The sequence below is a fragment of the Methylobacterium sp. CM6246 genome, assembly GCF_054818005.1.
On the sequence record NZ_JBTXKY010000001.1, the window covers coordinates 5,911,961 to 5,937,976 of the forward strand.

At 70.2% G+C, this 26,016-nt stretch carries 20 protein-coding genes and 1 other RNA gene; 8 read left to right on the forward strand and 13 right to left on the reverse strand.

Translation table 11 applies throughout. The features are described 5' to 3' along the window. Nucleotides 1–284 precede the first annotated feature (284 nt). Nucleotides 285–533 carry a 50S ribosomal protein L31 gene (gene rpmE, locus ACYQPG_RS28530; protein WP_007565880.1) on the reverse strand — a complete coding sequence of 83 codons (249 nt, stop codon included), beginning with the start codon at nucleotides 531–533 and terminating at the stop codon, nucleotides 285–287. A gap of 242 nt (nucleotides 534–775) precedes the next feature. Between rpmE and ACYQPG_RS28535 the strand changes: the two genes are divergently transcribed. Then, the gene (locus ACYQPG_RS28535) at nucleotides 776–2,620 is read left to right on the forward strand and encodes an ABC transporter transmembrane domain-containing protein (RefSeq protein ID WP_419830795.1); all 1,845 of its coding nucleotides are present in this window, start codon (nucleotides 776–778) and stop codon (nucleotides 2,618–2,620) included. 427 nt (nucleotides 2,621–3,047) lie between these two features. Here ACYQPG_RS28535 and ACYQPG_RS28540 read toward each other — a convergent pair whose 3' ends face one another. From ACYQPG_RS28540 to ACYQPG_RS28570, 7 genes are all read right to left on the reverse strand, one after another. After that, complete coding sequence (locus ACYQPG_RS28540) at nucleotides 3,048–4,061, reverse strand: peptidoglycan -binding protein (RefSeq protein ID WP_147906278.1); 1,014 nt, start codon at nucleotides 4,059–4,061, stop codon at nucleotides 3,048–3,050. Further along, nucleotides 4,061–5,044, reverse strand: coding sequence for a MotA/TolQ/ExbB proton channel family protein (locus ACYQPG_RS28545; RefSeq protein WP_147906279.1), 984 nt, complete (start codon nucleotides 5,042–5,044; stop codon nucleotides 4,061–4,063). Before ACYQPG_RS28545 ends, ACYQPG_RS28540 begins: the two co-directional genes overlap by 1 nt. Before the next feature lie 436 nt (nucleotides 5,045–5,480). Next, the gene (locus tag ACYQPG_RS28550; protein WP_461232241.1) at nucleotides 5,481–6,299 is read right to left on the reverse strand and encodes a TIGR00282 family metallophosphoesterase; all 819 of its coding nucleotides are present in this window, start codon (nucleotides 6,297–6,299) and stop codon (nucleotides 5,481–5,483) included. Between the two features lie 3 nt (nucleotides 6,300–6,302). Then, the gene (locus tag ACYQPG_RS28555; RefSeq protein WP_461232242.1) at nucleotides 6,303–6,920 is read right to left on the reverse strand and encodes a 5-formyltetrahydrofolate cyclo-ligase; all 618 of its coding nucleotides are present in this window, start codon (nucleotides 6,918–6,920) and stop codon (nucleotides 6,303–6,305) included. Then, nucleotides 6,910–7,066: non-coding RNA, 6S RNA (gene ssrS, locus ACYQPG_RS28560), on the reverse strand. Before ssrS ends, ACYQPG_RS28555 begins: the two co-directional genes overlap by 11 nt. A 130-nt stretch (nucleotides 7,067–7,196) precedes the next feature. Further along, nucleotides 7,197–7,415: a hypothetical protein gene (locus tag ACYQPG_RS28565; protein WP_461232243.1), complete on the reverse strand. Its 219-nt coding sequence runs from the start codon at nucleotides 7,413–7,415 to the stop codon at nucleotides 7,197–7,199. 256 nt (nucleotides 7,416–7,671) lie between these two features. After that, nucleotides 7,672–9,192 carry a glucosamine inositolphosphorylceramide transferase family protein gene (locus tag ACYQPG_RS28570; RefSeq protein ID WP_461232244.1) on the reverse strand — a complete coding sequence of 507 codons (1,521 nt, stop codon included), beginning with the start codon at nucleotides 9,190–9,192 and terminating at the stop codon, nucleotides 7,672–7,674. A gap of 256 nt (nucleotides 9,193–9,448) precedes the next feature. Between ACYQPG_RS28570 and ACYQPG_RS28575 the strand changes: the two genes are divergently transcribed. Next, entirely contained in the window at nucleotides 9,449–11,554 is a 2,106-nt protein-coding gene (locus tag ACYQPG_RS28575) for a GumC family protein (protein ID WP_147906284.1), read from the forward strand. Next, nucleotides 11,551–12,855 carry a VpsF family polysaccharide biosynthesis protein gene (locus tag ACYQPG_RS28580; protein WP_461232245.1) on the forward strand — a complete coding sequence of 435 codons (1,305 nt, stop codon included), beginning with the start codon at nucleotides 11,551–11,553 and terminating at the stop codon, nucleotides 12,853–12,855. The genes ACYQPG_RS28575 and ACYQPG_RS28580 overlap by 4 nt, the downstream gene beginning before the upstream one ends. 7 nt (nucleotides 12,856–12,862) lie before the next feature. Here ACYQPG_RS28580 and ACYQPG_RS28585 read toward each other — a convergent pair whose 3' ends face one another. Together ACYQPG_RS28585 and ACYQPG_RS28590 are read right to left on the reverse strand one after the other, a co-directional pair. Further along, the gene (locus ACYQPG_RS28585; RefSeq protein WP_461232246.1) at nucleotides 12,863–14,107 is read right to left on the reverse strand and encodes a glycoside hydrolase family 5 protein; all 1,245 of its coding nucleotides are present in this window, start codon (nucleotides 14,105–14,107) and stop codon (nucleotides 12,863–12,865) included. Continuing rightward, complete coding sequence (locus tag ACYQPG_RS28590; protein WP_419830801.1) at nucleotides 14,104–15,285, reverse strand: DUF1972 domain-containing protein; 1,182 nt, start codon at nucleotides 15,283–15,285, stop codon at nucleotides 14,104–14,106. Before ACYQPG_RS28590 ends, ACYQPG_RS28585 begins: the two co-directional genes overlap by 4 nt. A gap of 108 nt (nucleotides 15,286–15,393) precedes the next feature. On the opposite strand from ACYQPG_RS28590, the gene ACYQPG_RS28595 reads away from it, so the two are divergent. The 3 genes from ACYQPG_RS28595 to ACYQPG_RS28605 all read left to right on the forward strand — a co-directional run bounded on the left by ACYQPG_RS28595 (nucleotide 15,394) and on the right by ACYQPG_RS28605 (nucleotide 19,140). Next, nucleotides 15,394–16,746, forward strand: coding sequence for a glycosyltransferase family 4 protein (locus ACYQPG_RS28595; protein WP_461232247.1), 1,353 nt, complete (start codon nucleotides 15,394–15,396; stop codon nucleotides 16,744–16,746). Between the two features lie 277 nt (nucleotides 16,747–17,023). Continuing rightward, complete coding sequence (locus ACYQPG_RS28600) at nucleotides 17,024–18,013, forward strand: sterol desaturase family protein (RefSeq protein ID WP_147937935.1); 990 nt, start codon at nucleotides 17,024–17,026, stop codon at nucleotides 18,011–18,013. A 2-nt stretch (nucleotides 18,014–18,015) separates the two neighbouring features. Continuing rightward, nucleotides 18,016–19,140, forward strand: a complete 1,125-nt coding sequence (locus ACYQPG_RS28605; protein WP_461232248.1) for a GNAT family N-acetyltransferase — start codon at nucleotides 18,016–18,018, stop codon at nucleotides 19,138–19,140. Between the two features lie 49 nt (nucleotides 19,141–19,189). Here ACYQPG_RS28605 and ACYQPG_RS28610 read toward each other — a convergent pair whose 3' ends face one another. Further along, nucleotides 19,190–20,509, reverse strand: a complete 1,320-nt coding sequence (locus tag ACYQPG_RS28610; RefSeq protein WP_461232249.1) for an MATE family efflux transporter — start codon at nucleotides 20,507–20,509, stop codon at nucleotides 19,190–19,192. A gap of 118 nt (nucleotides 20,510–20,627) precedes the next feature. Beyond that, nucleotides 20,628–21,785, reverse strand: a complete 1,158-nt coding sequence (locus tag ACYQPG_RS28615; RefSeq protein WP_461232250.1) for an aminotransferase class V-fold PLP-dependent enzyme — start codon at nucleotides 21,783–21,785, stop codon at nucleotides 20,628–20,630. A 146-nt stretch (nucleotides 21,786–21,931) separates the two neighbouring features. Between ACYQPG_RS28615 and ACYQPG_RS28620 the strand changes: the two genes are divergently transcribed. Both ACYQPG_RS28620 and ACYQPG_RS28625 read left to right on the forward strand, forming a co-directional pair. After that, nucleotides 21,932–23,170 carry a molybdopterin molybdotransferase MoeA gene (locus ACYQPG_RS28620; RefSeq protein WP_461232251.1) on the forward strand — a complete coding sequence of 413 codons (1,239 nt, stop codon included), beginning with the start codon at nucleotides 21,932–21,934 and terminating at the stop codon, nucleotides 23,168–23,170. 67 nt (nucleotides 23,171–23,237) lie between these two features. Further along, complete coding sequence (locus ACYQPG_RS28625; RefSeq protein WP_147906292.1) at nucleotides 23,238–24,113, forward strand: 4-(cytidine 5'-diphospho)-2-C-methyl-D-erythritol kinase; 876 nt, start codon at nucleotides 23,238–23,240, stop codon at nucleotides 24,111–24,113. A 41-nt stretch (nucleotides 24,114–24,154) separates the two neighbouring features. On the opposite strand, the gene ACYQPG_RS28630 is transcribed toward ACYQPG_RS28625, so the two are convergent. Then, nucleotides 24,155–25,969 carry a chloride channel protein gene (locus tag ACYQPG_RS28630; protein WP_461232252.1) on the reverse strand — a complete coding sequence of 605 codons (1,815 nt, stop codon included), beginning with the start codon at nucleotides 25,967–25,969 and terminating at the stop codon, nucleotides 24,155–24,157. Nucleotides 25,970–26,016: the final 47 nt, after the last annotated feature.

Consider the following 26,016-nt stretch of genomic DNA (forward strand, 5'->3'; position numbering starts at 1 on the left):
TCGTCGACGGCACCGGACATTACGACGGCTCGGCTTGGCTGGAAAAGAGGCCGCGCCGACCGGGCCGGCCGGGTGGTACGACCGGTGCGCACCGAGACAGAAGAATATTTTCTCTCTGCGGCGTCAGACAAGATCGAACGCGTCGGCGAGCTGGAAAATTCGCCAGACCATTCCGCCAGAAAATTCTCGCCCCGCTCTGCGACGGCGCAGAACAGGCACGAAAAAACGGGCGGCCCCGCGAGGGACCGCCCGTTCTGATTCGTTTCGGCGCGATCCGTCCGGGATCAGCGCTTGCCGAGGTTGCCGAACCGCGAGTTGAAGCGCGAGACACGGCCAGCGCGATCGAGCATCTTCTGCTCGCCGCCGGTCCAGGCCGGGTGGGTGAGCGGATCGATGTCGAGGTTGAGGGTGTCACCCTCCTTGCCGTAGGTCGAACGGGTCCGGTACTCGGTACCGTCCGTCATCACGACCTTGATGAAGTGGTAGTCGGGGTGCTCGGTCCCCTTGGCCTTTGCGGCCGCGTCCTTCGCCATGACCTGTCGTTCCTGTTCTGGCATGCCGGCGGGGAGCGCAGGAGGCGCCGCCCGGCCCGGAATGCGGAAGGTGTCAGCGGTTGCACCGAACCGTAGGTTCGTGGCAACGGCACGTCCAAGCCGACCGTGGTGGCGGCCCGCGGCCATTGAACACGCGCAATCGGATGAGGGGCGGCGTATATCGCAGGCTCTCTCCGGGAACAAGCGCCGTGGACCGGGTGGGAAGAGACGCGTGAGGCGTGATGGCCCGTAAGACCAAAGCGGCGGCTTCCGGCCGGCCGAAGGCCCCATTGAGCGCGCTCCGGCCGCTCCTGCCCTTCGCCCTGCGGTATCGCGGGCGGATCGTTGCCGGCATCCTGGCTCTCGTCTGCGCCTCGGCCTCGACCCTGGTGGTGCCGATCGCCATGCGGCGCGTCATCGACCACGGCTTCACGGCCGACGGCGCGAACGTGATCGACGCCTACTTCCTCGCGCTGCTCGGGGTGGTCGCGGCTTTCGCGCTCTCCAGTGCGGCCCGGGTCTACACCGTGGTCACGCTGGGCGAGCGCGTGGTTGCGGATCTGCGCAGCGCCGTCTTCGCCCGGCTGACGATCCTCGACCCCGCCTTTTTCGACCGCTCGCAATCGGGCGAGATCGTCTCCCGCCTCACCGCGGACGCGACGCAGATCAAGTCGGCCTTCGGCGTTTCCGTCTCGATCCTGCTGCGCAACCTATTCCTGTTCGTGGGCGCGACCGCCATGATGGTGATCACCAGCCCGCGCCTGTCGGTGATGGTGCTGGCCGCCATCCCGGTGATCGTGTTCCCGCTGATCGTCTCGGGCCGCGGCGTGCGGCGGCGCTCCCGGGCCGCGCAGGACCGGCTGGCGGACGCCTCGGCCTACGCCGCCGAGGCGGTCGGAGCGGTGCGGACCATGCAAGCCTTCGGGCGCTCCGGCACGGCTGCGGCCCGGTTCGCGGCCGCCTCAGAGGACGCCTACACGGCCGCCCGGGACTCGATCCGGGCGCGGGCGCTGCTCACCGGTGTGGCGATCTTCCTCATCTCGGCCTCGGTGGTCGGGGTGATGTGGTACGGCGCCCAGGGCGTACTCAACCACACGATGACCGGCGGTGAGCTGTCGCAATTCGTGCTCTACGCTGTGTTCGGCGCAGGCGCGCTCGGCCAGCTCTCCGAGGTCTACGGCGACCTCGCGATGTCGGCCGGCGCGGCCGAGCGGCTGACCGAGATCCTCGCGTCCGAGCCCGCGATCCGTGCGCCCTCCCCGGCCCTGCCCCTTCCCGTGCCGGCCGGCGGCGCCGTGAATTTCGAGGCCGTGCGCTTCGCCTATCCGACCCGGCCCGGTCACGCTGCCCTGGACGGGCTGACCTTCGCGGCGGCCCCCGGCGAGCGCATCGCCATCGTGGGACCGTCCGGTGCCGGAAAGTCGACGGTGCTGCAGCTGCTCCTGCGCTTCTACGATCCGCAGGGCGGCCGCGTGCTGGTCGACGGCATCGACATCGCGCGGGTCGATCCGGAGGCGCTGCGCGCTCGCATCGCCCTGGTCCCGCAGGATCCGGTGGTGTTCTCCGGGACGGTCTCCGAGAACATCCGCTACGGGCGCCCCGAGGCCGGTGAGGCCGAGGTGCGGCATGCCGCCGAACTTGCCAACGCGCACGGCTTCATCGCGGCCCTGCCGCAGGGCTACGACACCCAGGTCGGCGAGCGCGGCGTGACCCTCTCCGGCGGGCAGCGTCAGCGCGTCGCCATCGCCCGGGCGATCCTCAAGGATTCGCCGATCCTGCTACTCGACGAGGCGACCTCGGCCCTCGACGCGGAATCCGAGCGCGCCGTCCAGGCCGCCCTCGACACGCTGATGCGTGGGCGCACCACCCTGGTGATCGCCCACCGTCTCGCCACGATCCGCGCCGCGGACCGGATCCTCGTCCTCGACGACGGTCGCATCGTCGAGACCGGCACCCACGAGAGCCTGCTGGCCCAGGGCGCGCTCTACGCGCAGCTCGCGAGCCTGCAATTCACCGACGCCCTGGACGAGACCGCCCGCGGCAAGGGGCTTCGTACGCGCGGCGAGCGCATCCCCGCCGCCGAGTAGTTTTGGGACTTGGCTGGGTAGGGTTCGGGGACGGAAGGCTCGTGTCCGTCGCCGAGAGCCGGAACAGGACCGTGATCGTACTTCAACGGGCGGCCGCCTTGAAGGTCTAGGCCCCGCCGTGCCTACGTGTCTCCCGTCCGGTGGATAGAGCCCGATCGACTGCCTCGGCTACGCCAATGCCGCTTCCGAGATGCTCGCGCAGGCCGACGCCACGGGCAGCAATCCGATGCTGGCGAGATCTCCCACACGATGGTCGCCGAAGACGGCCACGCTCGGGCCGAGGGGCTGGGGACGTCCCATGCCACCCTGGACCTGGTCGGCGCCGAGCGATGAGTCCGCCCCCGAGGACATCGCCGTCGGTGTGCGCCATTGCGGGCGGGGCTCTCGAAGCGCGTCGTTCGGTCCGGTCTATCGGACGGGCGAGCGCCTACCGCTCCGTCAGCTTCATCTCGATCCGGCGGTTCCTGGCATAGGCATCCTCGGTGGTGCCGGCGTCGAGGGGTTGGAACTCGCCGAAGGCCCCGGCCAGGAGATGCTGCGGCGGGATGCCCTTGCTCGCGAGATACTGCACCACCGCGATCGCCCGGGCAGCCGAGAGCGCCCAGTTCGACGGGAATTGCGCGGTGATGATCGGCCGCGCATCGGTGTGGCCGTCGACCCGCAGGACCCACGGCAGGTCCGCCGGGATCTGCCGGGCAAGGTCGGCGATGGCCGCGGCGATCCGGTCGAGCTCCGGGCCTGCCTCCGGCTTCAACGTCGCGGAGCCGCCGGGGAACAGCACCTCGGATTGCAGCACGAAGCGGTCGCCGACCACCCGGATGTCCGGCCGGTTGCCGAGAATCTGTCGCAGGCGCCCGAAGAAGTCCGAGCGGTAGCGCGCCAGCTCCTGGACTTTCTGGGCCAGGGCGACGTTCAGCCGGCTGCCGAGTTCGGCGATCCGCACCTGCGATTCCCGGTCGCGGGTCTCCGAGGCGGCCAGCGCATCCTCGAGGGCTGCGAGCTGGCGGCGCATGGCGCTGATCTGCTCGTTCAGGAGATCGACCTGGGACAACGCCCGCTTTGTCGCGCCGCGCTCGGCCTCCAGCTGCTTGTCAAGGGCACCCGCGGCCCCCTGGCTGACAGTCGCGGCCTCGGCCTGCGACTTGGCCTGATCACGCTCGGCCTCGACGCCGGCGAGCGTGGTGCGAAGGCTGCGGACCTCGTCCTCCTGGCCGCGGCGGTTCGAGCGCTCCAAGGCCAAAAGATCGGTGAGGTCGGCGATCTGGCGGTTGAGCTTGACCAGCGTGGCGTCTCGCCCGGTCAATTCCTGCGACAGGAAGAACTGGCCGACCACGAACACCGTGAGCAGGAACACTACCGCCAGCAGCAGCGTCGCCAGGGCATCGACGTAGCCGGGCCAGACGTTGAGGGGGCGCCGGGCGCGGGCCGCGGTCGAGGCCACTACACCCGCTCCCGGCCGAGCCGGTCGAGCACCTGCTTCAGCTCACGCTCGCGGCTCGCCTGGGCCTCGACCCAGTCGCGGATCATCTGCTGCTCGGCGCGCATGTGCTGGACGAGGCCCTGGATGCCCTCGGCCAGGTTGGTCATGGCCAGCGTCGCGGCACGGCCGCCCCCGCCCTCGGATACGATCGTGGTCAGACGCTCGACCGCCTCCTTGAGATCCTGCGCACCGGCGGCGGCGGCAACAGGCCGGACAGCTCCCGCCACTGCCGGCTCGGACGCCGTTCCGGACAGCAGCCAATCCTGCAATTCGTTGTGGAAACGGGCATGGGCCTGGCCGGCCTGCAGTTCCAGGAAACCGGTGATCAGCGACGAGGCGAGACCGAACAGCGAGGCCGAGAAGGCGAGGCCGATGCCTGAGAGCGGCACGGCGAGCCCGGACTTGAGCTCGTCGAACATCACCCCGGCATCGCCGCCGCCACGCATGCCCTTGATCACCCCGCCGACCGCCGAAAGCGTGTCGATCAGGCCCCAGAACGTGCCGAGCAGGCCCAACAGGATCAGGATGCCGGCGATGTAGCGCAGCATCTCGCGGCCTTCGTCGAGGCGCGCCGCGATCGTATCGAGGTAGCCGGAGGTCCCCGGCAGCAGCGCCCCGGTCTTCCGGGCCGCGATCATCGGCACCATCGGGGCGAGCAGCGCCGGCGGCTTCCGGGCCTGAGCACCGGTCGCCACCGCGTTGACGTAGCCGACCTCGCGGAACAGCCGGACGACCTGCCCGAAGGCGATCAGCACCGCGATCAGCAGAACCCCGAGGATCAGCCCGTTGAGCCCGGGATTGGCCAGGAAGGCTGGGGTGATCTGCTTGAACAGGATGAAGGCCAGGAAGCCCACCAGGATCAGGAATATCACCATACGCCCGAGATAAATCCCGGGTCGCGCCAGCGGTGGACTGCTATTCTCACTGTTGTCGCGGGCGGCCATCGGTCGCTCTAACCTGATCTCAACATGGGGTCGCCAAGAAGCGGGGCCCGTCACGGCCACTGTGGGGGCAGCCCCACCTGCGATCAAGTCTCACCGCGGACACGCTTGTGTGGCGCCAGACCGGGCGAGACCGGATCCACCCGTGGCATGAGGTAGGCATCAGCCCTGCACAAGCGGCCCATTCGACTTAGGCGGGTTCGATCTCGGGTGGTCGGACGCGGGATGGCGGAACCGGCTCGATCGCGGGCTTTAGCGGTGCTGGTACCAGTCCCAGACCAGATAGGCCGGAAACGGAAGCATGATGGCGAAGAAAATCCAGTCGAACATCTGAGGCATGCGGAGCTCCCTGGTTCAGAGGATCTCTGCAATCTACGGGTGCGGGCCGCTGAAGTTCCTGGGGCGGCGCGTGCCGGCACCCGCCTCGGCTGCGAGGGCGCTAGTCCCAGAACCGAGGCCAGCTCTCCTCGAGATGCGGACCGAGGCGGACCGCCGCGACCCGGGTCGCCAGGCCGTCCGCCTGCGTCTCGACGGCGAAGCCGCACAGCGTCGCCTCGCCGCCGGCGACCTCCCAGCGGGAACCCGGCGTCTTCTGGATCATCCGGCGAATCGGCTCATCCTTCTGCATGCCGATGACCGAATCGTAGTCGCCGCACATGCCGGCATCCGACAGGTAGGCCGTGCCGCCGGGCAGGATCCGGTGATCGGCCGTCGGCGTGTGGGTGTGGGTCCCGACCACGAGGCTGGCACGGCCGTCGAGGTAATGGCCTAACGCCTGCTTCTCGCTGGTCGCCTCGGCGTGCACGTCCACCACGACGGCGTCGGCGGCGGCCCCGAGCGGGCAAGCGGAGATCTCGCGTTCGACTGCGGTGAAGGGGTCGTCCATGGCGTCCATGAAGACCCGGCCCATCACGTTGACCACGAGCACCCGGGCTCCGCCCTGCGTCTCCACCACGGTGGCGCCGCGGCCCGGCGTACCCGGAGGATAGTTCGCCGGCCGCACCAGACGGGGCTGACGGGCGATGAACACCAGCGCCTCGCGCTGGTCGAAGCTGTGGTTGCCGAGCGTCACCGCATCGGTGCCCGCCTGGATCAGCTCGTCGCAGATCGTCTCGGAGATGCCGAAGCCGCCGGCGGCGTTCTCACCGTTGACCACGACGCAGTCGAGCCGCCAGCGCTCCCGGAGTTTGGGCAGGCGCTCGCACACGACGGTACGGCCCGGGCGACCGATCACGTCGCCGAGAAAGAGCAGCCGCATGGATCAGGATGTCCTGTCGAACCGGATCACGCCCATCTCGGTGATCACGAACTGGAGCGGCCGGTCGTGCGGCTCAGCCGGCACGTGTTCAACCGCCTGGACGGAGAAGCCGACCCCGACCGTGAGGACGGGTCGCCGAGCGGACAAGCGCGCGATCGCGCCGTCATAGTACCCGCGACCGTATCCGATGCGCTGGCCGTCGCGATCGAAGGCAGCGAGCGGCACGATCAGGGCGTCGGGCTCCACGGGCGGAAGCGACGGATCCGGCTCGCTCAGGCCGAAGCGGCCGGCGACCAGCGCGTCCCCGGCCCGCCACTCCCGGAAGATCAGTCCCTCGGGGGTAACGTGCGGCAGTGCGACCGCTTGGCCACGGGCGAGCAACCCCTCGGCAGCGGGACGCGGATCGACCTCGCTGCGGATGGGCCAATAGGCGCCGACCAGCCGGGCCTCGGCCAGTTCCGGCAGAGCCAGCAGCGCGCGGGCGATCCGAGCGGAGGCGTCCAGCCGGGCGGCCGGATCCAGCGCGTCCCGGGCGGCCAGTGCCGAACTGCGCAGTGCGGCCTTGAGGACCGCGTCCGGGCTGGGAGATCCGGTATCTGAAGACGATGAGTGCGGAGCCACGTGAGCCGTTGGAGGATCGATCCCGGGAAACCTACAGAGTAGGTGGGCGCCGTGTTGGCCAAGTCCAGGGACGAGGCCAGGGACAGCTCCCGAGGGAGTCGATAAGGCCCCGGGGAAAGTGCTCCTGACGGACTCTGCAGCCCCGCGTTCGCAATGTAGCGATCTCGTGGGGCTCCCGCCAGGGCCGACGACATGGAAATATCGATGGGCAGGGATCGATCCGATGCGGCATCCGACGCGTCGGCTCAGCTCCGTATCGCGGCGGCCGAGCGTTCCTCAGCGAAGGTTGTCGCTCGCCCCGGCGACGACCGCGCGGGTGCCGGCCAGGATCTCGGCCCGCACGGTCTCCGTCTCGGCCGCGTCCCAGAGGCGGATCAGCTCGATCAGACCGCCATGGGTCGCAGACACCGATTCGGTGAAGAACGCCTCGACCGGGATGCCGGCAACGGCGGCGATCCGCGAGAGCCTGACATTCAGGGCGTTGCGCGCAGGCATGTCGGTTCCGATCGTGGCGCTTGCACTCATGAAACAGTCACTCCGATTGATCGGACGCACGGGATATCAGACATCCTCAAACCAAAATACAATCTATGCAATTAGTCCATCCGGCTTAAGGCACGCACAAGTTGCGTTATCCACCATCGAGGTAGGCAACAAGCGCTGGGACAGCGTTTTGACCCCTGAAGCCCTGTTGCAACAGGCTGAACCCATGGGTTTGGGGGCTACCGACGCCGGCAACGCTGCGAAGCGATCAGGAACGGCCCGGCATCCGGATCCGAGGGGCTCGGGCCGAGCCGTCGATGCACTCGATGCCACCACCCGAATTGACGGTGTGGAGCCGTGTCCCGGCCCAGGCCGGGCCTGGTTCGATGAGGCCGATCAGGGTCTGGGCGAACCCGTCCGGGTCCAGGCGATCGATCCGCGCCAGCCCGAGGGCGCGGCCGTAACCCGTGGCGCAGTCCTGGACCGGGCGGATCAGCTGGCCGCCGCGCTCGACGATGCGCCCGGCCGGCCGGGCGGTCGCAGGATCGATCAGGACCGGGTTGGCCGGATGCGGCGTGTAGGGACCCCGGAAATCGGGAGCCGACCAGAGGCACAGCGCGTCGTGGTAGGATCCGGAGCCGGGAGGCGCCTCGGTGGCGGCATCGCGCACGGTCGCGAACAGCCACCATCGGCCGCCGTGTTCGAGGAGCGTCGCATCGCTGGCGACCACGTCGGAGAGCAGCGTCGCCTCCTTGACCCAACCTCCGGGATAGCGGGTCGCCCGGTAGAGATCGACCCGGCCGGCCGCGGAACTCTCCGGGACCATCCAGACCGCCCCGTCACGCTCGAACACGAACGGATAGGAGAGATGATGGGGCTCCTCCAGGACCGGCACGGGCGTGCCCTCCGGGCCGTCCGGGCCGAACCGGACGGCTGAGATGATCGCCTTGCCGGTCGCGTGCGGAAATTCCTCGACGAAGACGTGCGTGCTCCCGGCGTAGGCGAGCGGGAACGGGTCGGCGTAGAAGCGGTGGCCGTCATCCGGCAGATCGGTCCACCCGGTCTGGGGGTGACGCCCGAGGTCGATCAGGTCCGGTCCGTCGAGGTGCCGCCAGCCGCAGCGCCAGTGCGGAGCGCGGTAGCAGAGATGGTACAGGCGGCGGATGACCGCGCCGGCCAGCATCCGCACTGCGCGCGAACCGAGTTCGCTGCCCGGCAACGTCCGCTCGGGCCTCGGGGACGGCTCGGGCACGGCCGAGGGCGGAGCGCTGCGCCCGGCGGCGCGGCGAGCGGTTGCTGCGGCGATCAGGGTCACCGTCCGCGCCAGCGCGTCGTCGATGCCGGCGAGAAGGATGCCGGGCCGGTCGGTGCCGAGCCGGCCTTCGGCCTGAATGCGCCCATCCGCGATCAGCGTAGCCCGCGGGACGGCACCGGCCAGCAAGCTCGCCAGCAGGGCGTCGTCGCCGCGCCGGCCGTCGAAGGCCAGATGCCAGATGCGGGGCCCGGCAGGTAGGTCACCGCACAGGTCGATCGTCAGATCGGGCCAGGCGTCTTGCCGCCGCCATGGGTCGAGGGCGGTCGGCGGCAGGCGCTCCGAGCCGATACGCGGCAGACGGTGGATCAGTGCCTCCAGCCGGAACAGCAGCTCGACCGTGTCGGGCCACCCGTTCGGGACCTGCGCGGCGTCGATGCTGACGGCGCGGATGCCGGGTGTCGCGGCGATTCGCTCCAACAGAGCGATCTGCCAGCGGCGTGGTTCGGCGCCGTCCAGGCGAACTCTCACATGCATGATGGAGCGCCCCTGCGCAGTGTAGCAGTCCGGCAGATCACGGCTGCGGCTACGACCTAATTCCCAAACCCTAACGGGACGGATAATCCTGGCGGCAGCAAACTTCGGTAGAGGGCGTTTACCAGACGCTGAGTAATCGGTGCGTGCGGCCACGACCCTCGGCAGTCTTGAGGGATTGTCAGCAGTCTGCGCGACACTTGCAGTGGGGGTGGAGCCCGCGAGGGACCGACCGAGTTCGAGACGATGGTGACCGATCGTGGCACAGATCGACCGTAACATTGCCGTGGCGAGCTGGCTCGCGCCGGTCCATCCGGCACAGCCGGAGCGGACGGGCCCGACCCGGCCCGACACCACCGCCGAGTTCGGCGACCTGTGGCGCATCCTGTGGCGGCGCAAGCGCACGGTGCTGGGGACCGCCCTGGTGCTCGGGCTGCTGGTCCTCGCCTATGCTCTGATCACCCCGTCCCTCTACACCGCGACCGCGCAGATCCTGATCGACCCGCGCGACCGGCAGGTCGTCCTGAACGACGTCAATCCCGCCGCGCTGTCGCCGGACGGCGGCATCGCCCAGGTCGAGAGCCAGGTGAAAGTGATCGAATCCGACGCGGTCCTGGGCCGGGCCGTGACGCAGGCGCGCTTGGAGAGCGAGCCCGGGTTCGGCGCGGCTCAGGACGGCCTGGTCGCGCGCAGCATCGCCTCGCTCCGGGAGTTGGTGCTCGGTCCCAAGCCGGAGCGGCCGGTCGATGCGCGCGGCCGGGCGCTCGACCAGCTGCGGCGCAAGCTTGCGGTCAAGCGCGCCGACAAGGTGTTCGTGATCGACGTGGTCGTCACCACGGTGGATCCCGACCTGTCGGCCCGCATCGTCAACGCGATCGCGAGCGCCTACCTGGCCGACCAGACCGAGGCGCGCTCCGACGCCGCCAAGCGCGCCTCCGGCGACCTGCGCGGACGCCTCGACGAGCTGCGCAACGCGGTCAACGCCGCCGACAAGAAGCTCGAGGACTACAAGGCGCGCAACGGCCTGATCGCGTCGAGCGGTCGGCTCGTGAACGAGCAGCAGCTCACCGATTCCAACGCCCGTCTGGTGGCGGCGCGGGCCCGGACCGCCGAGGCGAAGGCGCGCCTTCAGGGTATCAAGGATGCGCGCGGCCAGGCAATCGGCTCCGGGGCGATGCCGGAGGCCGTCCAATCCTCGGCGGTCGACCGGCTGCGCGGCCAGTATGCCGAGCTCGCCGCCAAGGAAGCGGACCTGCGCACCAACCTCGGCGAGCGCCATCCCTACATCGCCGCCGTACGCACGCAGATGCAGGATGTCCGCCGCCTGATCGACGCAGAACTGAACCGCATCGCCGGCGCCGCCGAGACCGAGTACCAGCGCGCCCAGGCCAACGAGAAGTCGCTCGCAGCCGACCTGGAGCGGCTGCAGCGGCAATCGGCGGTGACCGCGCAATCCTCGGTTCAGCTGCGCGAGATGGAGCGGGAGGTCGAGGCGGCCCGCACCGTGTACAACACCTTCCTGGTGCGTACCCGCGAGATCAAGGAGCAGTCTGGGATCGACAGCTCGAATGCCCGCATCATCACATCGGCCCGGCCGCCGCAGGATGCGAGCTGGCCGCCGCGGCTGATCCTGGTCGCCGCCGCGCTGGCAGGCGGCCTCGGCCTCGGCGCCGGCCTCGCGCTGACCCGGGAATACCTGGAGCCGACGGTCCTGTCGTCGCGTCAACTGGAGCGGCTGTCGAACGCCCCCGTCGTCGCGGTGATCCCGGGCGTCCAGCCGGGCGGCGCCAGCACGGCAGCCGCGAGCTTCACCCTGGACCACCTCGCCACCACGGCGGGTACGCGGGGCCGCTCGCTGGCGCTGCTGGTGACGTCGGGCCAGGCCGAGGCGACCGAGCGCCGGGCGGTGATCGCGCTGCTCGCTTCTGTGGCCGTGGCACGCGGCGACCGCGTGCTGCTGATCGATGCCGATCTCCGAACCGACAGCGCCGGCACAGCCGGGCTCCTCGACGTGCTGCGCGGTGAGCAGAGCCTCAACGCTGTCACGCAGGTCGACGCGAAGACCGGCGCCCGGCGGATCGGGCTCGGCGATACCCAGAAGCCGATCCGCGATGCGCTGGTCCCGACCAACATCGAACGCTTTCTGGCCGGCGTGAAGGGACGCTTCGAACTGGTGCTCGTCGACGGCGGCGTTCTCTCCGAAAACCTGCGTCTCGGCCCGATCGCGGCGGCGGCGGACCGGCTGCTCCTGGTCGTCTGCAACGGCGCCACCCGCCAGCGCGACCTGATCGACCTGGTCGACACCTCGGAAGCCCTGGGCCGGCCCGTCTCCGGCTCCCTACTGCTCGACCGGCGTAGCGCGTGAGCACGGCGCGGCCCGCGGGCTTCGCGCACCGGCAGGCGGCGCGTTCAAGGCCGGACACGCGCCTGCGCGGCCTGGCCCGGCTCGAATCGATGGCCTTCGTCCTGCTGACCGTGGTTCTGGTCGGCGTATCCGGCGGCCTGCTCTGGGCGCTCGGCCTCAACTACGACGGCATCAGCGGTTCGGCACCCGCGAAGATCCATCCGGCGACCTACATGGTCGTCGCCCTGGTCGGCTGGACGATGCTGCGCGCAGGCAACCCGGTGATCCCGGTCGCGCAGGCCCTCAACCGCCGGCCGGCCTGCGTGCTGCTGGCCTTCTGCGGCGTGCTGCTGCTCATACTGATCGCGGCCCGCGGCGGCACGGGCTTGGCCGGCTCGATCGACACCTTCGTGCTGGCCGGGCTCGTCCCGATCCTGCTGATGGACCGGGATGCCGCGACGCTGCGGCGGATCGAGGCCGTCTTCCACCTGATGATGCTCGCCAACGCGCTGCTCGGCCTGTTCGAGTTCGCCAGCGGCCAGCGGTTCTTCCCGTTCCGGTTCGACGGCATGGCGTTCGAGACGGACACGCGCTCGGCCGCGCTCCAGGGCCACCCGCTGGTCAACGCGACGCTCACCGCCTGCTACATCCTGGCGCTCGCCAACGGCGGTGGCCGCCTGAACCCGGCGCTCCGGGCCGGAGTGATCGCCCTGCAGCTCGTCGCGCTGGTGACCTTCGGCGGCCGGTCGGCCACGGTGACGACCCTCGCGCTCGGCGGGGCGGTCGGCCTCTTCGCCCTGAACCGGACGCTGCGGAGCAACCGCATCCCCATGATCGGGGCGGCCTGCGCGTGTTTCGTGCTGACGGCGCTGCCGGTGATGGTCGCGGTGCTGGCAGCGGTGGGGTTCTTCGACACGCTGCTCAGCCGTTTCGTCTCGGACGGCGGCAGCGCCCAGGCCCGGGTCGACATGCTGGCGATCTTCGATGCCGTCCCGTTCCGGCAGCTGCTGCTGGCGCCCGACCTCCTGCAGGTCAGCACCCTGCGGCGGATCTACGGCCTGGAATGGGGCATCGAGAACTCGATCGTTTCCGACGTGCTGTACCACGGCATCCTGGTGACGACGCTGCTGGTCGTGGCAGTGAGTCTTTATCTCACGGAGATCGCGCGCAACTGCCGACGCGGCGTCTGGCTGCCGATCCTTACCTTCGTGATCCTGGTCAACACCTTCGAGGGTCTGGCCGGCAAGACCACCATGCTGGCGAAGTTCGCCCTGATGCTGATCGTGCTGTTTCCGCCCAATTCCCTGCGCGCGCGGGCCTGACGGCCGCTCACGGCCGCGGCGTGAGACCCAGCGCGGCCACAAGGGCGGGATCGATCCTATGCGCGTCGTCCATCAGGCCGAGCCCGTCGAACAGGTTCCAGAACGACCAGCCGAAGCCCGCCTGCTCCGCCGCCCTCCGCACGTCGCCGAGATAGGCCGCGCGGTCGGGCGCCCGGGATGCGGTGTATCGGGCATCGGTGCGCAAAGCCCCGAACTCGCCCATCAGGATCTGCCGCGCCGGGATCCCGTAGAGGTCGGCCCAGGCCGCGACCGGGGCCAGCTCCTTCGCCAGGTAGGCCGGTCCCGGTTCGGCCGCGAAGTAGTCGCGCAGCTTCGCCTCGATCACCGCGCGGTCCCGGGCCTTCTCGGCCTCCGGGACCGCGCGGTCGGCAGCCATGCGCGCCCGGACCGCCGCCAGGGTTTCGGGCTGGCGCCCCGGGGTGCCGGGCCAGGGCACGGCGTTCAGCCAGCGATAGAACGGCTCTTCGGTGAGCCATGTCGCGCCCTGGTGGGAGAACAGGTATGGCTCGTAGAAGTGGAAGGTGTAGAGCAGCGGCGTGAACCGGGCGAGGGCTTCCGGGTCGAGGACCGTCAGCCCGGAGACGAGGCTGCCGCAGGCGCCGGTCGCCACCAGGGTCAGGCCCGGCGCGGCGCCCCGCGCTGCGGTGAGGAGCCCGGCCTGGACCCGGTTCCAGGCCTCGGCCCCACAGCCCTGCGGCGGCTCATTGACCGGCTCCAGCGCCACCCGCCCGATACCCTTCCGGACGCAGAGCCGGGCGAGGTCCGCGATGAGATCGCGATAGGCGGGGAACAGCGGCGCCCGGTCCGATCCGTAGAACGCGTCGGGCGTGTAATGATGCGTGGCGGCATTCGCCTGCACGTTGACGAGGACGCGCATCCCGGCGGCCAGCACGTCGTCGATCGCGGCCGAGAGCATGGCCATGAGGTCGGCCCGGCGCCCGCCCGTGAACGCCACGAACGGTCCGGGATCCAGGGGAAGCCGCGCGAAATCGAAGCCCAGCACGGCCAGCCGGCGCAGGTCGTCGCGGGTCGGGGTCGGACGGTCAGCCTGGAACGGCGGCCAGGCGTAATCGATGCGCGGCGCCGGAAACTCCGTGGTCAGCGAGAACCAGGGCCACAGGGCGATGCCGCGGCGCAGCGGAAGCGGTTCGGCCACGGCCGCAGCCGGGAGCGGACCGGCGCCGGCGAGCGCGAGGCCGCCGGCCAGCACCGAGCGCCGGTTCGCGCTCACATGTCGGTCCCGACCGTCGCGCGAGCCGGGCTGGCGTCGATCCGGATCGGCGATGCGGCGAGCGCCGGGTAGCCGCCGACCCGGCGCAGCTCGCCTTCGTAGGCTGCCAACACGTCGTCCCAGCGGAAGCTTTCGGCACGCGCCCGCGCCGCCGCACCGGCCGCCGCGACCGCATCGTCGTCGGCGATCACGCGCTCGATGGCGGCGGCGCAGCTGTCCCCGTCCGTGAAGTAGAACTGACCATCGCCCGCGGTGTGGCGGTTGAAGGGATTGTCGTGGGCGATCACCGCGTTGCCGGCCCACAGCGCCTCGACCAGCGACGGGTTGGTGCCGCCGACCGTGTGGCCGTGAAGATAGGCGCGGGCGTGGACCCGGAGGCTCTGGACCAGTTCCGGCTCGTAGATCGCTCCCGGCATCAGCACCTCCAGTCCCGCGGCGTCCTCGACCGCACGGTGATAGGCATTGCCGACCTTCAACGTTCCGAGCACCACGAGCCGCATGCCCCGCGGCTTGCGTGAGAACGCCTCGACGAGCGTCAGGATGTTGTTGTCGGGCTCGATGCGGGCGATCGACACGAGGTAGCGACCCGCCGTGAGACCGAGCGGAGGCGGCCCGAGATCCGCCGGCGGCGGGTCGCCCCCGTAGGGAATCGTCGCGATGGCGCGCCGTGGGCGGCGATGGGCGAGATGGTCCGCAATCGCCGGATGGTCGGCCACGAGGCGCTGCGACGCCCAGGCGGCGATCCACTCGCTCAGGTAGAAGAACGTCCGGACCGGCAGCGACCATTTCGGCCGACGCCACTCGATCCCGTCCATGTTGGTCAGGATCCGGCCGCCGCGCACCCGCAGATAGGGTAGGAACGCCGCGCCGTTGTAGCCGAGAACGAGGCAGACGCCGCCCCGCGACGCCGCGTCCTTCACGCAGAACGCATCGAAGGCCAGCGTCGCGGCCGGGCCGCGCAGGGCGACCTCCACGGTGATCAGTTCGATGCCGTTCCAGGTTCGGGTCGAGATTCGGTCCCCCACCCGGTCGACCTCTGCCTGGCAATACACGCCCACGCGCCAGCCGCGACCCGCCAGATAGAGCGCGAGTCGTTCCGCGAAAGTCTCGAAGCCGCCATGGGCGGCCGGAATCCCGCGTGTCCCAAGAATAAGTAGTGTGGGCACATCAACGGGCACGGCTCTTCCTTTCTTGTCAGCGATTCATATTGTACGGAGACAGGAATAACGGTCGCCTAAACAGGCGATACAACTCACGGTTGTTATAGACTGATAAGTATTCATCTTATGGTAGATTTCTCGATACTCACGACATCTTCTAGCCCAGTCGGTGCTCACGGGGCATCGCATCCGTTCGCGTTTGGGCCGGAGACGGCACAGACTCTTCAGCGTGACGCATTCGCCGAGCCGGGCTCCGCCGGGACGACGCGCCGGTTCATATTCAGCCGCGCCCGCGGCGATGCACCGGTCACCCAAATCACCTGCGTGCATCAGGGTTTCGAGCTCTACGGGTCGGATCGCTGCTTCATCGAGACAGTACGGACAATCCGGGCCGCCCATCCGAGCGCGCGGATCGACGTGGTTCTGCCCCGTAGCGGCCCGATTGTGGCGGCGCTCGAGCCCTATGCCAGCGCCATCGTGATCGAGCCCCTGTGGATTCTGCGGCGCAAGAACCTCGCCCGGCTCGCGACGCTCGGGATGATGGCGCTGCCCTTCGCGGTGGCCCGGGCGCTTCGGCGCATCCGCGACAGCGACCTCGTCTACGTCAACACGACCGTGGTGGCCGATTACCTGCTGGCCGCCCGCCTGCTGCCGGGGCGCAGCATCGTGCATGTGCACGAGATCCCGGAAGGCGCCGTGCTGAAGGTCCTGCGCGGGCTGATCCGCTGGAGCGGGGCCAACGTGGTGTTCAATTCGCGCGCCACCGAGCGCGCCTACACGCTGCCCCCGGAGGCCACGGCCCGGGTCGTCTATAACGGCATCGCGGGCCCGGCCGAGCCGAACGACCGGGATTACGACGGCACGCGTCCGCTGCGCGTGCTGATGCTCGGCCGGATCAGCCGGATCAAGGGCCAGGACGTCCTGGTCGAGGCGCTCGCCTCCCTGCCGGAAGCCGTTCGCAACCGGATCGACTTGCGGATCGTCGGAAGCGCCTTCGAGGATGCTGCGCGCGAGGAAGCCCTCGCCGCACGGATCGCCGAGACGGGTCTGTCGAAGCAGGTCACGCTCCAGCCGTTCGTGGACGATCCGTCCGCGCTCTACCGCTGGGCCGACGTGGTGACGATGCCGTCGCAGCGGCCCGAATCCCTGGGACGGGTCGCGATCGAGGCGATGTCCTACGGGGTGCCGCCGCTGGTGACCGACATCGGCGGACTTCCCGAGGTGGTCGCCGACGGCAAGACCGGCTGGATCGTGCCGCCGGGCGGTCCGCAGCCGATCGCCGATCTGCTGGCCCGCATCGCCACCGATCCAGCCAGCTGGCGCGGCTTCGGCGCCGCGGCGCGGGCGCGCTACGAGACCCTGTTCTCGGAAGCCTCGGCGGCCGAAGGGATCAACGGCATGGTTCGCGCGACCCTGCGGGGCGCGTTCAGTGCCGACAAGGCGGTGACGGCGGAACAGGCCCCGCGCCCGACGGCGTGAGCGGAGCCCGCGGGCTCAAGCGCTCGTCGGCGGACACCCGAGCCGGGCCAGCGATCATCCGTCGCGACCGATCTCCGGTGGACAATCGACGCCACAGTCAGATTCGGTAAGTACCAGTCGTCGATAAAGCTCGACGGCCTGAACGTACGCGTTTTGGCGAATCTCGAAGCGTCGGATCGGGAGCGGTCATCCGCACCGTTCAAGCGTCGGACATTACACGGTAGGGTCGGCGGTCCCCGCCGGCGAGCGGACCGGACCGGCGGAGGAACGCCTCGTCATGGATGTCGTCGGCTTCGTCACCCGGATCATCGACAGGGTCTCGGCAGAGAACCTCGTCGCCGCCGGCCTGCTGTTCGCGACTGCGTTCGGCTGCGCGCTGATCGCCTACTTGCGGACGGCCGAACGCTATTCGTTCACCGAGTTCTTCGAATTCGTGCTGCCGCACGAAGTGATGACGCACCCCTCCGCGCGGGCCGACCTGCTGTTCTACGTCACCCGCAAGGCGATCATGCCGTTCCTGCTGATCCCGGCCGGCGTGACCTTCGTGGTGGCGGTCGGCTACGCGACCAACCGGGTACTCGGCACCGTCTTCGGGATCGACCAGCCGGTCTTCGGTGATCCCGGACCGGTGACCGTGGTGCTGTTCACCCTGACGATGCTGCTGGCCTACGACCTGTCCTACTACCTCTATCACACGGCCCAGCACCGCTACCCGTTCCTGTGGGAGCTTCATAAGGTTCACCACTCCGCCGAGGTGATGGTCGGCATCACCAAGGACCGGGTCCACCCGCTCGACGAGCTGATGAACCGCGCCTGGGACGGGGTGATCCCCGGGATCTGCTTCGGGATCTGGAGCCTGCTCGCGCTCGACCCCGTCGAGCTGACGGTGTTCGGGATCAACGTCTACATCATGCGCAACATCCTGATGATGGACTTCGTGCGGCACACGCACTTCAAGATCTCGTTCGGCCGGCTCAACGCAGTCATCCTCTGCCCGCACTGGCACCAGCTTCACCACTCGACCGCGCCCCAGCATTACGACAAGAATTTCGGGCTGCTGTTCTCGTTCTGGGACCGTCTGTTCGGGACCCTTCACGTCCCGGATCCGAACGAGGATTTCACCTTCGGCCTCGTCGACCGCGACGTCGCCGACTATCAATCGCTGTCGGGGCTCTACGTGCTTCCGTTGAAAAAGATGGGCCGGCGGATCGTGCGGCAGGTCAGGCGCCTGCGCGGTATTCCGACCCAGCCTCGCTCGGGCGCTTGACCATGTCTCCTGAACGCTTCGAGATCGTCCGCTCCACCGACCGACTCGCGGCCGTCGGATCGGCCTGGACCGACCTGTGGACCCGCAGCAATGCCCTGGTGTTCCAGAGCCATGCCTGGATCTCGGCCTGGTGGGCGAGCGCCCCCGACCGCGATCGCCGGGCGCTGGCGATCGTGCTGGCGTGGCGGGGCGAGACCTTGGTTGGCGTGCTGCCGCTCGCAACGGTGCGGCGGAAGGGTTTTCGCGTGCTCGAATGGGCCGCCAAGGATTGCTCCGATTTCGGCGACGCCGTGCTGGCCGACCGCACGAATGCCGGGCTGGTGCGCCGGATGTGGCAGCAGTCCAGCCGGGACGGCGGATTCGATCTGGCCTATCTCAACCGCCTTCTGCCCGACGCTGCCGCGCGGGTGCTGCTCGCCCCCGCCACCGGGGGCGTCCGGCTGCGCCTGAACCACCGCGACGAGGCGAACTGGCGGGTGCGCGGCCCCTGGCCGACCGGGCAAGCCTGGTTCGACGCACAGTCGAAGAAGACCCGCCAGAACTACCGCCGCGGCCAGAAGTCCATGGGCGAGCACGGGCCACTCACGTTCCGGCTGCTCGGCCCCGAGGAACCGCTCGGGCCGGTTCTCGACAGGCTGACCCAGTTCAAGCGGGCCTGGCTGGCAACCCACGACCTGCCCTCCACGGCGTTCTACGACGAGGGCTCGCAGGCCTTGCCCGCGATGGTCCAGGTGCTGGCCGCGACCGGGCTGCTGCACGCTTTCGTGCTCGAATGCGGCGGCGCCGTCGTCGCCGTCTCGATCAACTTCGTCCAGGCCGGCACGATGATGGCGTTCGTTACCACCTACGATCCGGCCTTCGAGCGAGGCTCGCCCGGCATGGTCCTGATGATGGATTACATCATGTGGTCGATCGACCGCGGGCTGCACACGGTCGACTTCCTGTGCGGCGACGAGGGCTTCAAGGGCCGCTTCGGCACGCAGTCCCTGACCCTGACCTCAATGATGGGCGGGCGCACCCCCCAGGGCGCGGCCGCACATCTTGTCGACCGCACACGGCACGCGTGGCAGCGGCGCTTCGGCAAGGACGGCGCCGCGGAAGGGGCGCCGACCGAGGCCGCGGCGTAACGGACTGACGCTTTCCGGGCGGACTGGAAGACACGACGTCCGAGACCCGTCAGGGCATCGCCGCCGCCACCCGCTGCCCCCGCGACAAGCTTCGGAACGCACCCATCGACCAGGCCAAAGTCGCGATCTCGGAGGCGAGGAGTCCAAGGAGCGCCGTGGCGGGGGGCAGCAGCAGGAGAAGCGGCACCATGAGGGCGAAGCCGAGGGTGGCGCTCGCCACGGCTCCCGCCGTGATCGTCCGGAAGGCCGCGGAGGCCTCTAGGTAGGCACGGGGGATCGCGTAGAGCAGCGACACGGCCACCACGCTCCAGATGCCGAGGCCGATCCAACCCATGGGCTCACCGGTGAAGCGGCCCTTGAAGAGCACCTGCTCGATCAGCGGCAGGGTCGCGGCCATCACCAGCCCGTAGACCAGGCAGGCGCCGGCGATCAGCAGGACGTAGCGCGTGACGAGCCGGCGGGCGGCCTGAACCTGCCCGGCGGCTAGAAGGCCGCTGATCTCCGGCAGGACCATGTTCATCAGAGCGGCCGTGGGGATGCGCAGCGGCGCGTAGAGCACCAGCGTCGCGGCTATCGGCGCATAGGCGGCCGGGCCGGCCAGCAGGGCGAACAGGAGCGTCAGGCCCTGTCCCTGGACGGTGAGGCTGGTCACCCCGGCCAGCGACCACGCCAGGGTCCGCCAGATCGCCCGGTAACGCGCCCGGGCCCGTGCATGGAGCGAGAGTCTCAGACGCTCGCGCAGCGCTCCGTACGCCACCGCGATCGCGATGGCATGGGCCAGCGCGATAGCCAGGAAGGCCCGGTCCAGCAGCGCCGTACCCTCCTCGCCGCTGAGCCCTTGCCAGATGAACGCGGCGCCGCAAACAGCGTAGACGAGGTCGCTCAAGCCTGCGATCCGCGGCTTTCCACGGGCAAGCAGCACGATCCGTAGATAGCTGCGGAAGCCATAGAGACCCACGAACGCCCCCGCGGCCAGCGCGCCGAGACCGATCGCGGGGAGCAGCGCCACGCCGGTGGCGAACGCCATCAGCACGGAGACCAGGGCTGCGCCGGAGCCGAACATCACATCGTAGCCCAGCACCGCCGGCCGGCCGAGACTTCGGGTGAGGTGGAGCGTGGCCGGCACCGTGACCAAGGCGCGGATATAGGTAATGCCGACTGCGCCGACCGTGAACACGATCGCGAACAGCCCGTAATCGTGGGCGCCGAGTTCGCGCACCAGCAGGATGTTCAGCGCAAAGTGGAACAGGCTCTGGATCAGCTCGCCGGACAGGATCACGGCGAACCGTCCCGACAGGGCTGCGCGCACAGAGGCAGTCAGGCGTCGTCCGCGGGCCGGCATGGGAAGGATGTCACCGGAGCGCGGCATGGGTCTCGACTGATGGTGGGGGCGCCGTCGTCCCGGGGGGGCGATGGCCACGTCTCGGCTCCGGGAACACGGGGCAGCGGTCCGCACGGCATCCGCGCGCCCGACGGAGGCACGGATTCTATCGGCCGGTCCAGTCCGTATTGTTCCGGGTCCCGTGCCCGAGCGCATCCGGAAGTGCGGCGAGACAGCGCGCGATATCGTCCGGGTCGGTCCAGACATGCGGGCTGAGGCGCAATGCGCCCGAGCGCTCGCTCGCGTAGATCCGTGCCGTCTGCAGGCGATCCAGAAGCCCATCGGGCAGGCCGCCGGGGGCGCGAACGCCGAGGATGTGATCTACGCGCAGATGCGGGGGCGCAACGGTGAGGCCGAGCGCCGTCACGCCCTCGGCGAGTCGACCGGTCAGGTCCCGAAGCCGCGCCGCGATGGCCGGGACGCCCCACCCGGCGGTGAGCTCGAGACCGGTCGCGGCCATGGAGAGGGCTACGGGATCGTTCAACTCGCCGCGGTCGTAGCGCCGGGCTCCGGTCGCCGACGTGCGATTTCCGATGTTGTCCTCGATCGGCCGGCCCTCCTGCCGATGGGGGGCCGCGTACAGAAACGCGACGCCGTAGGGACCGAGCGCCCATTTGTAGGTCGGGAAGGCGAGGAAATCCGGCCGCCAGCGGCCCACGTCGACGGGCGTTGCGGCCACCGCCTGCGTCGCATCGATCACCAGGGCCGCCCCCGCCGCATGCACCGCCGGTGCGAGCCGATCGAGGTCGATCAGGCTGCCGTCGGTCCAGTGCAGGGGTGTCAGGGTGGCGATGGCAAGCGGCTTGGCTGACGGCTTGTGGATCGCCGCCAGCAGGGCGGCGGTCCAGTCGCCGTCCGGCGGCCGGGGGACTTCCTCGACGGCCAGATCATGCGCGGCCGCCAGCCGGTCGAAGGCGTAGCGCAGGGACGGGAACTCGTCGGCGACCCGCAGCAGGCGCCCGCCCCGCGCGGGAGCGAGGTTGCACGCGGCGGTCGCCATGGCGTGGCTCACCGAGCCGACGATCGCCACATCGTCCGCCCCCGCACCGATCAGGTGCGCCGCGGCTTCGCGGGCCCGCTCGGCGAGGGCCGGAAACGCCGTCCTGGGATGATCCCAAGGCCGGCTCTTGGTCAGGATGCCCGCCTCGCCGGCGGCCCGGACAACCCGCGGCAGCGGCGACCAGGCTGCGGCATCCAGGTAGCTGACGTCCGCCGGCACCTCGAACAAGTGGCGCAGACTGGCAATCGCTTCGATACGCGGCATGATGCAAGCGAGCGTAGAGGATCGGACGGGCAGCCGCCATCGTCCGGGCTTGATCGCTCAGCCCCGATGCCGCAAGCCGGCGGACCACAGCCCCGCGAGGCACCCGTGCCGACCCGCTTCCTGCCAACGACCGACATCGCGTCACGATGGGACGCCTGAGTCGCGACTGCTTCGATGCTGCCCCCGCGCCCATGCGGGTCGCCGACGCGGTGACGCTGCTGCGCGCGCGCCTGCCGATCCTGTCGGGCGTCGAATCGCTCCCCGTCGACCGGTCCGACGGGCGCGTCCTCGCCGAGGATTTGATCGCTCCGATCGATCTGCCGCCGTTCGATAACGCGGCCGTCGACGGCTACGCCGTGCGTGCCGGGGACGTCGCGACTACGGGCGAGACACCCTTGCCCCTGGGCGGCCGTGTCCCGGCCGGGCACGCGCCGGTGGATCCCGGGCCGGGCTTCGCGGTGCGGATCTTCACCGGAGCGCCGATGCCGCCGGGGACCGACGCGGTGGCGATGCAGGAGAATGTGCGGATCGACGGCGACGCCGTGATCCTGCCGGCGGGCCTCGCCTCGGGGTCCAATCGTCGCCGGGCGGGAGAGGATATCGCGCACGGCAGCCTCGCGATTCCGGCCGGCACCCGACTGGGACCGCGCCACCTCGCGCTGGCCGCCGCGCTCGGCCTGCCTGCCCTGCGCCTGCGCGTGCCGCTCCGGGTGGCGTTGTTCTCGACCGGTGACGAACTGACACCGCCCGGCCGGCCCCTCCCGGCCGCCGGCATCCACGATGCCAACCGCCCTATGCTCGCCGCCCTGCTGCGCAGGCTCGGTGCCGAGCCCGCCGATCTCGGCATCCTGCGCGACGCGCCCGGCCCGTTGCGGCAGCGCCTCGAAGCCGCGGCCGCCGACCACGACCTGATCCTCACCACCGGGGGCGTCTCGGTCGGCGAGGAGGATCACGTCCGAGCCGCCGTTGAGGCGTCCGGTGCGCTGACCTTCTGGCGGCTAGCCATCAAGCCCGGTCGGCCCGTGGCCCTGGGCACCGTCGCGGGCACGCCCTTCGCGGGGCTCCCCGGCAACCCGGCCGCGGCCTACGTGACCGCCCTGGTCGTCCTCCGCCCGCTCGTCCTGCACCTGTCGGGCGCACGCGACGAAGCGCCGACGCTGACGGTGCGCAGCGGCTTCGCCCAGGAGAAACGCCCGGGCCGGCGCGAATACCTGCGCGTCCACGTCCGCATCGGAGCGGACGGCGTCGCGGAGGCGGTTCCGTGTGCGGGGGGCGCCCTGTCCGGCCTGTCGGCCAGCGACGGGCTGGTGGAACTCGCCGAGGATCTGAGCGCGATCCGTGTGGGCGATCCCTTGCCATACCGGCCGCACGGGGACTTTGGGTGAGCTGTTGTTCGCGCCCACGAGGCTGTAGAGCGTCAACCCCGTTCTTGCCCGACCCGTTCGAGATCCCGTGCCCGTGCTCGCCGACCGCGCCCCCGCCAAAGTCAATCTGACGCTCCACGTACTCGGGCGCCGGGCCGGAGACGGCTACCACGAGTTGGAGAGCCTGGTGGCCTTCGCGGGAACCGCCGACCGCCTCACCCTCGACCCCGACACCGCGCTCGGCCTCACCGTCAGCGGTCCGACCGCCGGTCCGGCCGGTCCGACGGACGACAACCTCGTCCTGCGCGCCGCTCGCGGGCTGGCGGCACGGGTGCCGAACCTGCGAATGGGGTCGTTCCATCTGGTCAAGCGCCTGCCGGTCGCGGCCGGCATCGGCGGCGGTTCGTCGGATGCCGCCGCGGCCCTGCGGTTGCTGGCGCGCCTCAACCACCTACCGCTCGATCACGCGACCGTGATCGCCGCCGCACGCGGGACCGGGGCCGACGTGCCGGTCTGCCTCGACCCGCGAGCCCGCATGATGCGTGGCGCCGGGGAGGAGATCGGCCCGGTGCTGGGGCTCGCGCCGCTGCCGGCCGTGCTGCTCAATCCCGGCGTGCCGGTTCCGACCGCTCCGGTGTTCAAGGCCTTGGGCCTCGCTGTCGGGCAGACGCTCGACGGCGCGGCCCATCCCGGCATCGCCGGGGGGCTCGGCGCGGACGCCCTCCTGGCAGCGCTCACCCCGGCCCGGAACGACCTGGAGGCGCCGGCGCTCACCGTTGCCCCGGTGATCGGCGAGGCTCTGGCGGCCCTGCGTGAACGGGAGGGATGCCGCCTGGCACGGATGTCCGGTTCCGGTGCGACGGTGTTCGCGCTGTTCACCGACCGCCGCGCGGCGGTGCGGGCCGCCGCCGGCCTGAGGGCCGCACATCCGGATTGGTGGGTGGCGCCGACCTTCCTGCGCTGAACGGCGCGTCGCACCTGCCCTCAGGCCCCTGCCCCCTGCCCTCAGCCCCCGCTTGCCCCCGCGCGGATGCGGTTCCGGCGGAAATACGCTCGGCGCTCGGCCTCAGCGCGGACCGTCGAGGCGCGCACCTGCAACAGGTCCTTGCGGGTGAGGAGCCCGACCAGCGCACCGCTCTGCGGATCGGTGACCGGCAGGCGGCCTTGGCCGGCCGACAGCATCACGTCGAGGGCGTGCGAGACCACATCGCCCGGATGGACCAATGCTAAGCCGGCATCCGAGACGCGTTCGGCGAGGGTCTCGTCGGCCGCGTCGTCCGCCCGCGTCTCGATCGTCCAGCGGAGCGCGTCGTCGCGCGTGACCAAGCCCACGGGCCGGCGGGTGGCGTCGAGCACCGGATAGGCGTGGTGGGGACCGGCGGTGATCGCCGCCACGGCCTCGGCCACCGGGAGATCCCCCGCGAGGGTGGCGACCTCACGGGTCATCACGGCCTCGACCCGGGCCAGGTCGTAGGGATCGATGCCGTATTCCCGGGTCACGTGCTGTCCGCGCCGGGCGATCTTCTCGGTGAGGATCGACCGCTTGAGCAGCAGCACGGTCACCGCGTAGGCCGCCATTGTGGCGGCCAGCAGGGGCGCCAGGGCGGCGACGTCGCCGGTCACCTCGACGGCGAACACCACTCCGGTCAGCGGCGCCGGCAGGGTCCCACCGAGCATCGCCGCCATGCCGAGCAACGCCCAGAACCCATGCGCGCCGGGGAGGACGAGGCCGATCAGCCAGCCGATCGCGCCACCCAGGATCAGCAGCGGCGCGAGCACGCCCCCGGACGTGCCCGACGACAGCGCCACGAGCCAGATCACCGCTTTCACGACGAGGATCGTCAGCACGGCTGCGGCCAACATGTGCCCGGACAGCAGATCGCGGATCACGTCGTAGCCGACACCGAGCGCCCGGGGCTCCACCAGGCCGCCGAGGCCGACCACGAGGGCACCCAAAGCGGGCCACCACATCCAGTGGATCGGCAGCCGGCCGGACCCGTCCTCGAGGGCGTAGAGCGCGCGCGTAAGCACACCGGAGATCAGCCCGCAGGCTAGCCCGAGTGCCGCACAGGCCGGCAATCCCCACCACGGCAGCGCCGGATTGTCGGTGAAGGGGAAGAGCGGGCCGGCCTCGAACAGGGCGGGCCGCCAGCATGCCGCCGTCACCGCACCGACCGTGACCGGAACGAGGCTGCGCGGGCGCCACTCGAACAGCAGCACCTCGACGGCGAGCAGCACGGCCGCCACGGGCGTGCCGAAGATCGCGGTCATGCCGGCCGCGGCGCCGGCCACCAGCAGGGTCTTCCGCTCGGCCGCGCTCAGATGGAAGAACTGCGCGAACAGCGAGCCCACCGCACCGCCCGTGACGATGATCGGCCCTTCCGCACCGAACGGCCCGCCGGTGCCGATCGCCACCGCCGAGGAGAGCGGCTTCAGCACGGCTACCTTGGGCGACATCCGGCTGCCGCCGATCAGGATCGCCTCCATGGCCTCCGGGATGCCATGGCCGCGGATCTTCTCAGAGCCGTAACGTGCCATCGCGCCCACGATCAGGGCACCGATTACGGGAATCGCGATCATCCAAGGGCTAGGCGTCGCGCTGGCGAGTGACGTCAGGGCGGTGTCGAACCGGCCGTACCAGGCGAGATTGGTCACCAGACCGATCAGCGTGAGCAGGATCCAGGCGGTTGCGGTGGCGGCCGTCCCAGTGATCACCGCGAGCCCGGCCAGTGCCAGCACGCGCCGATCCGTGCTGAAATCGCCAAGCGTCCGACGCAGCGGCCTTTCGGCGCCGCGCGCGATATCCTGTCCGCCGTCCATACAGCCCTCCGTCCTACGATGCCTAATTACATCGTGATACGATATAT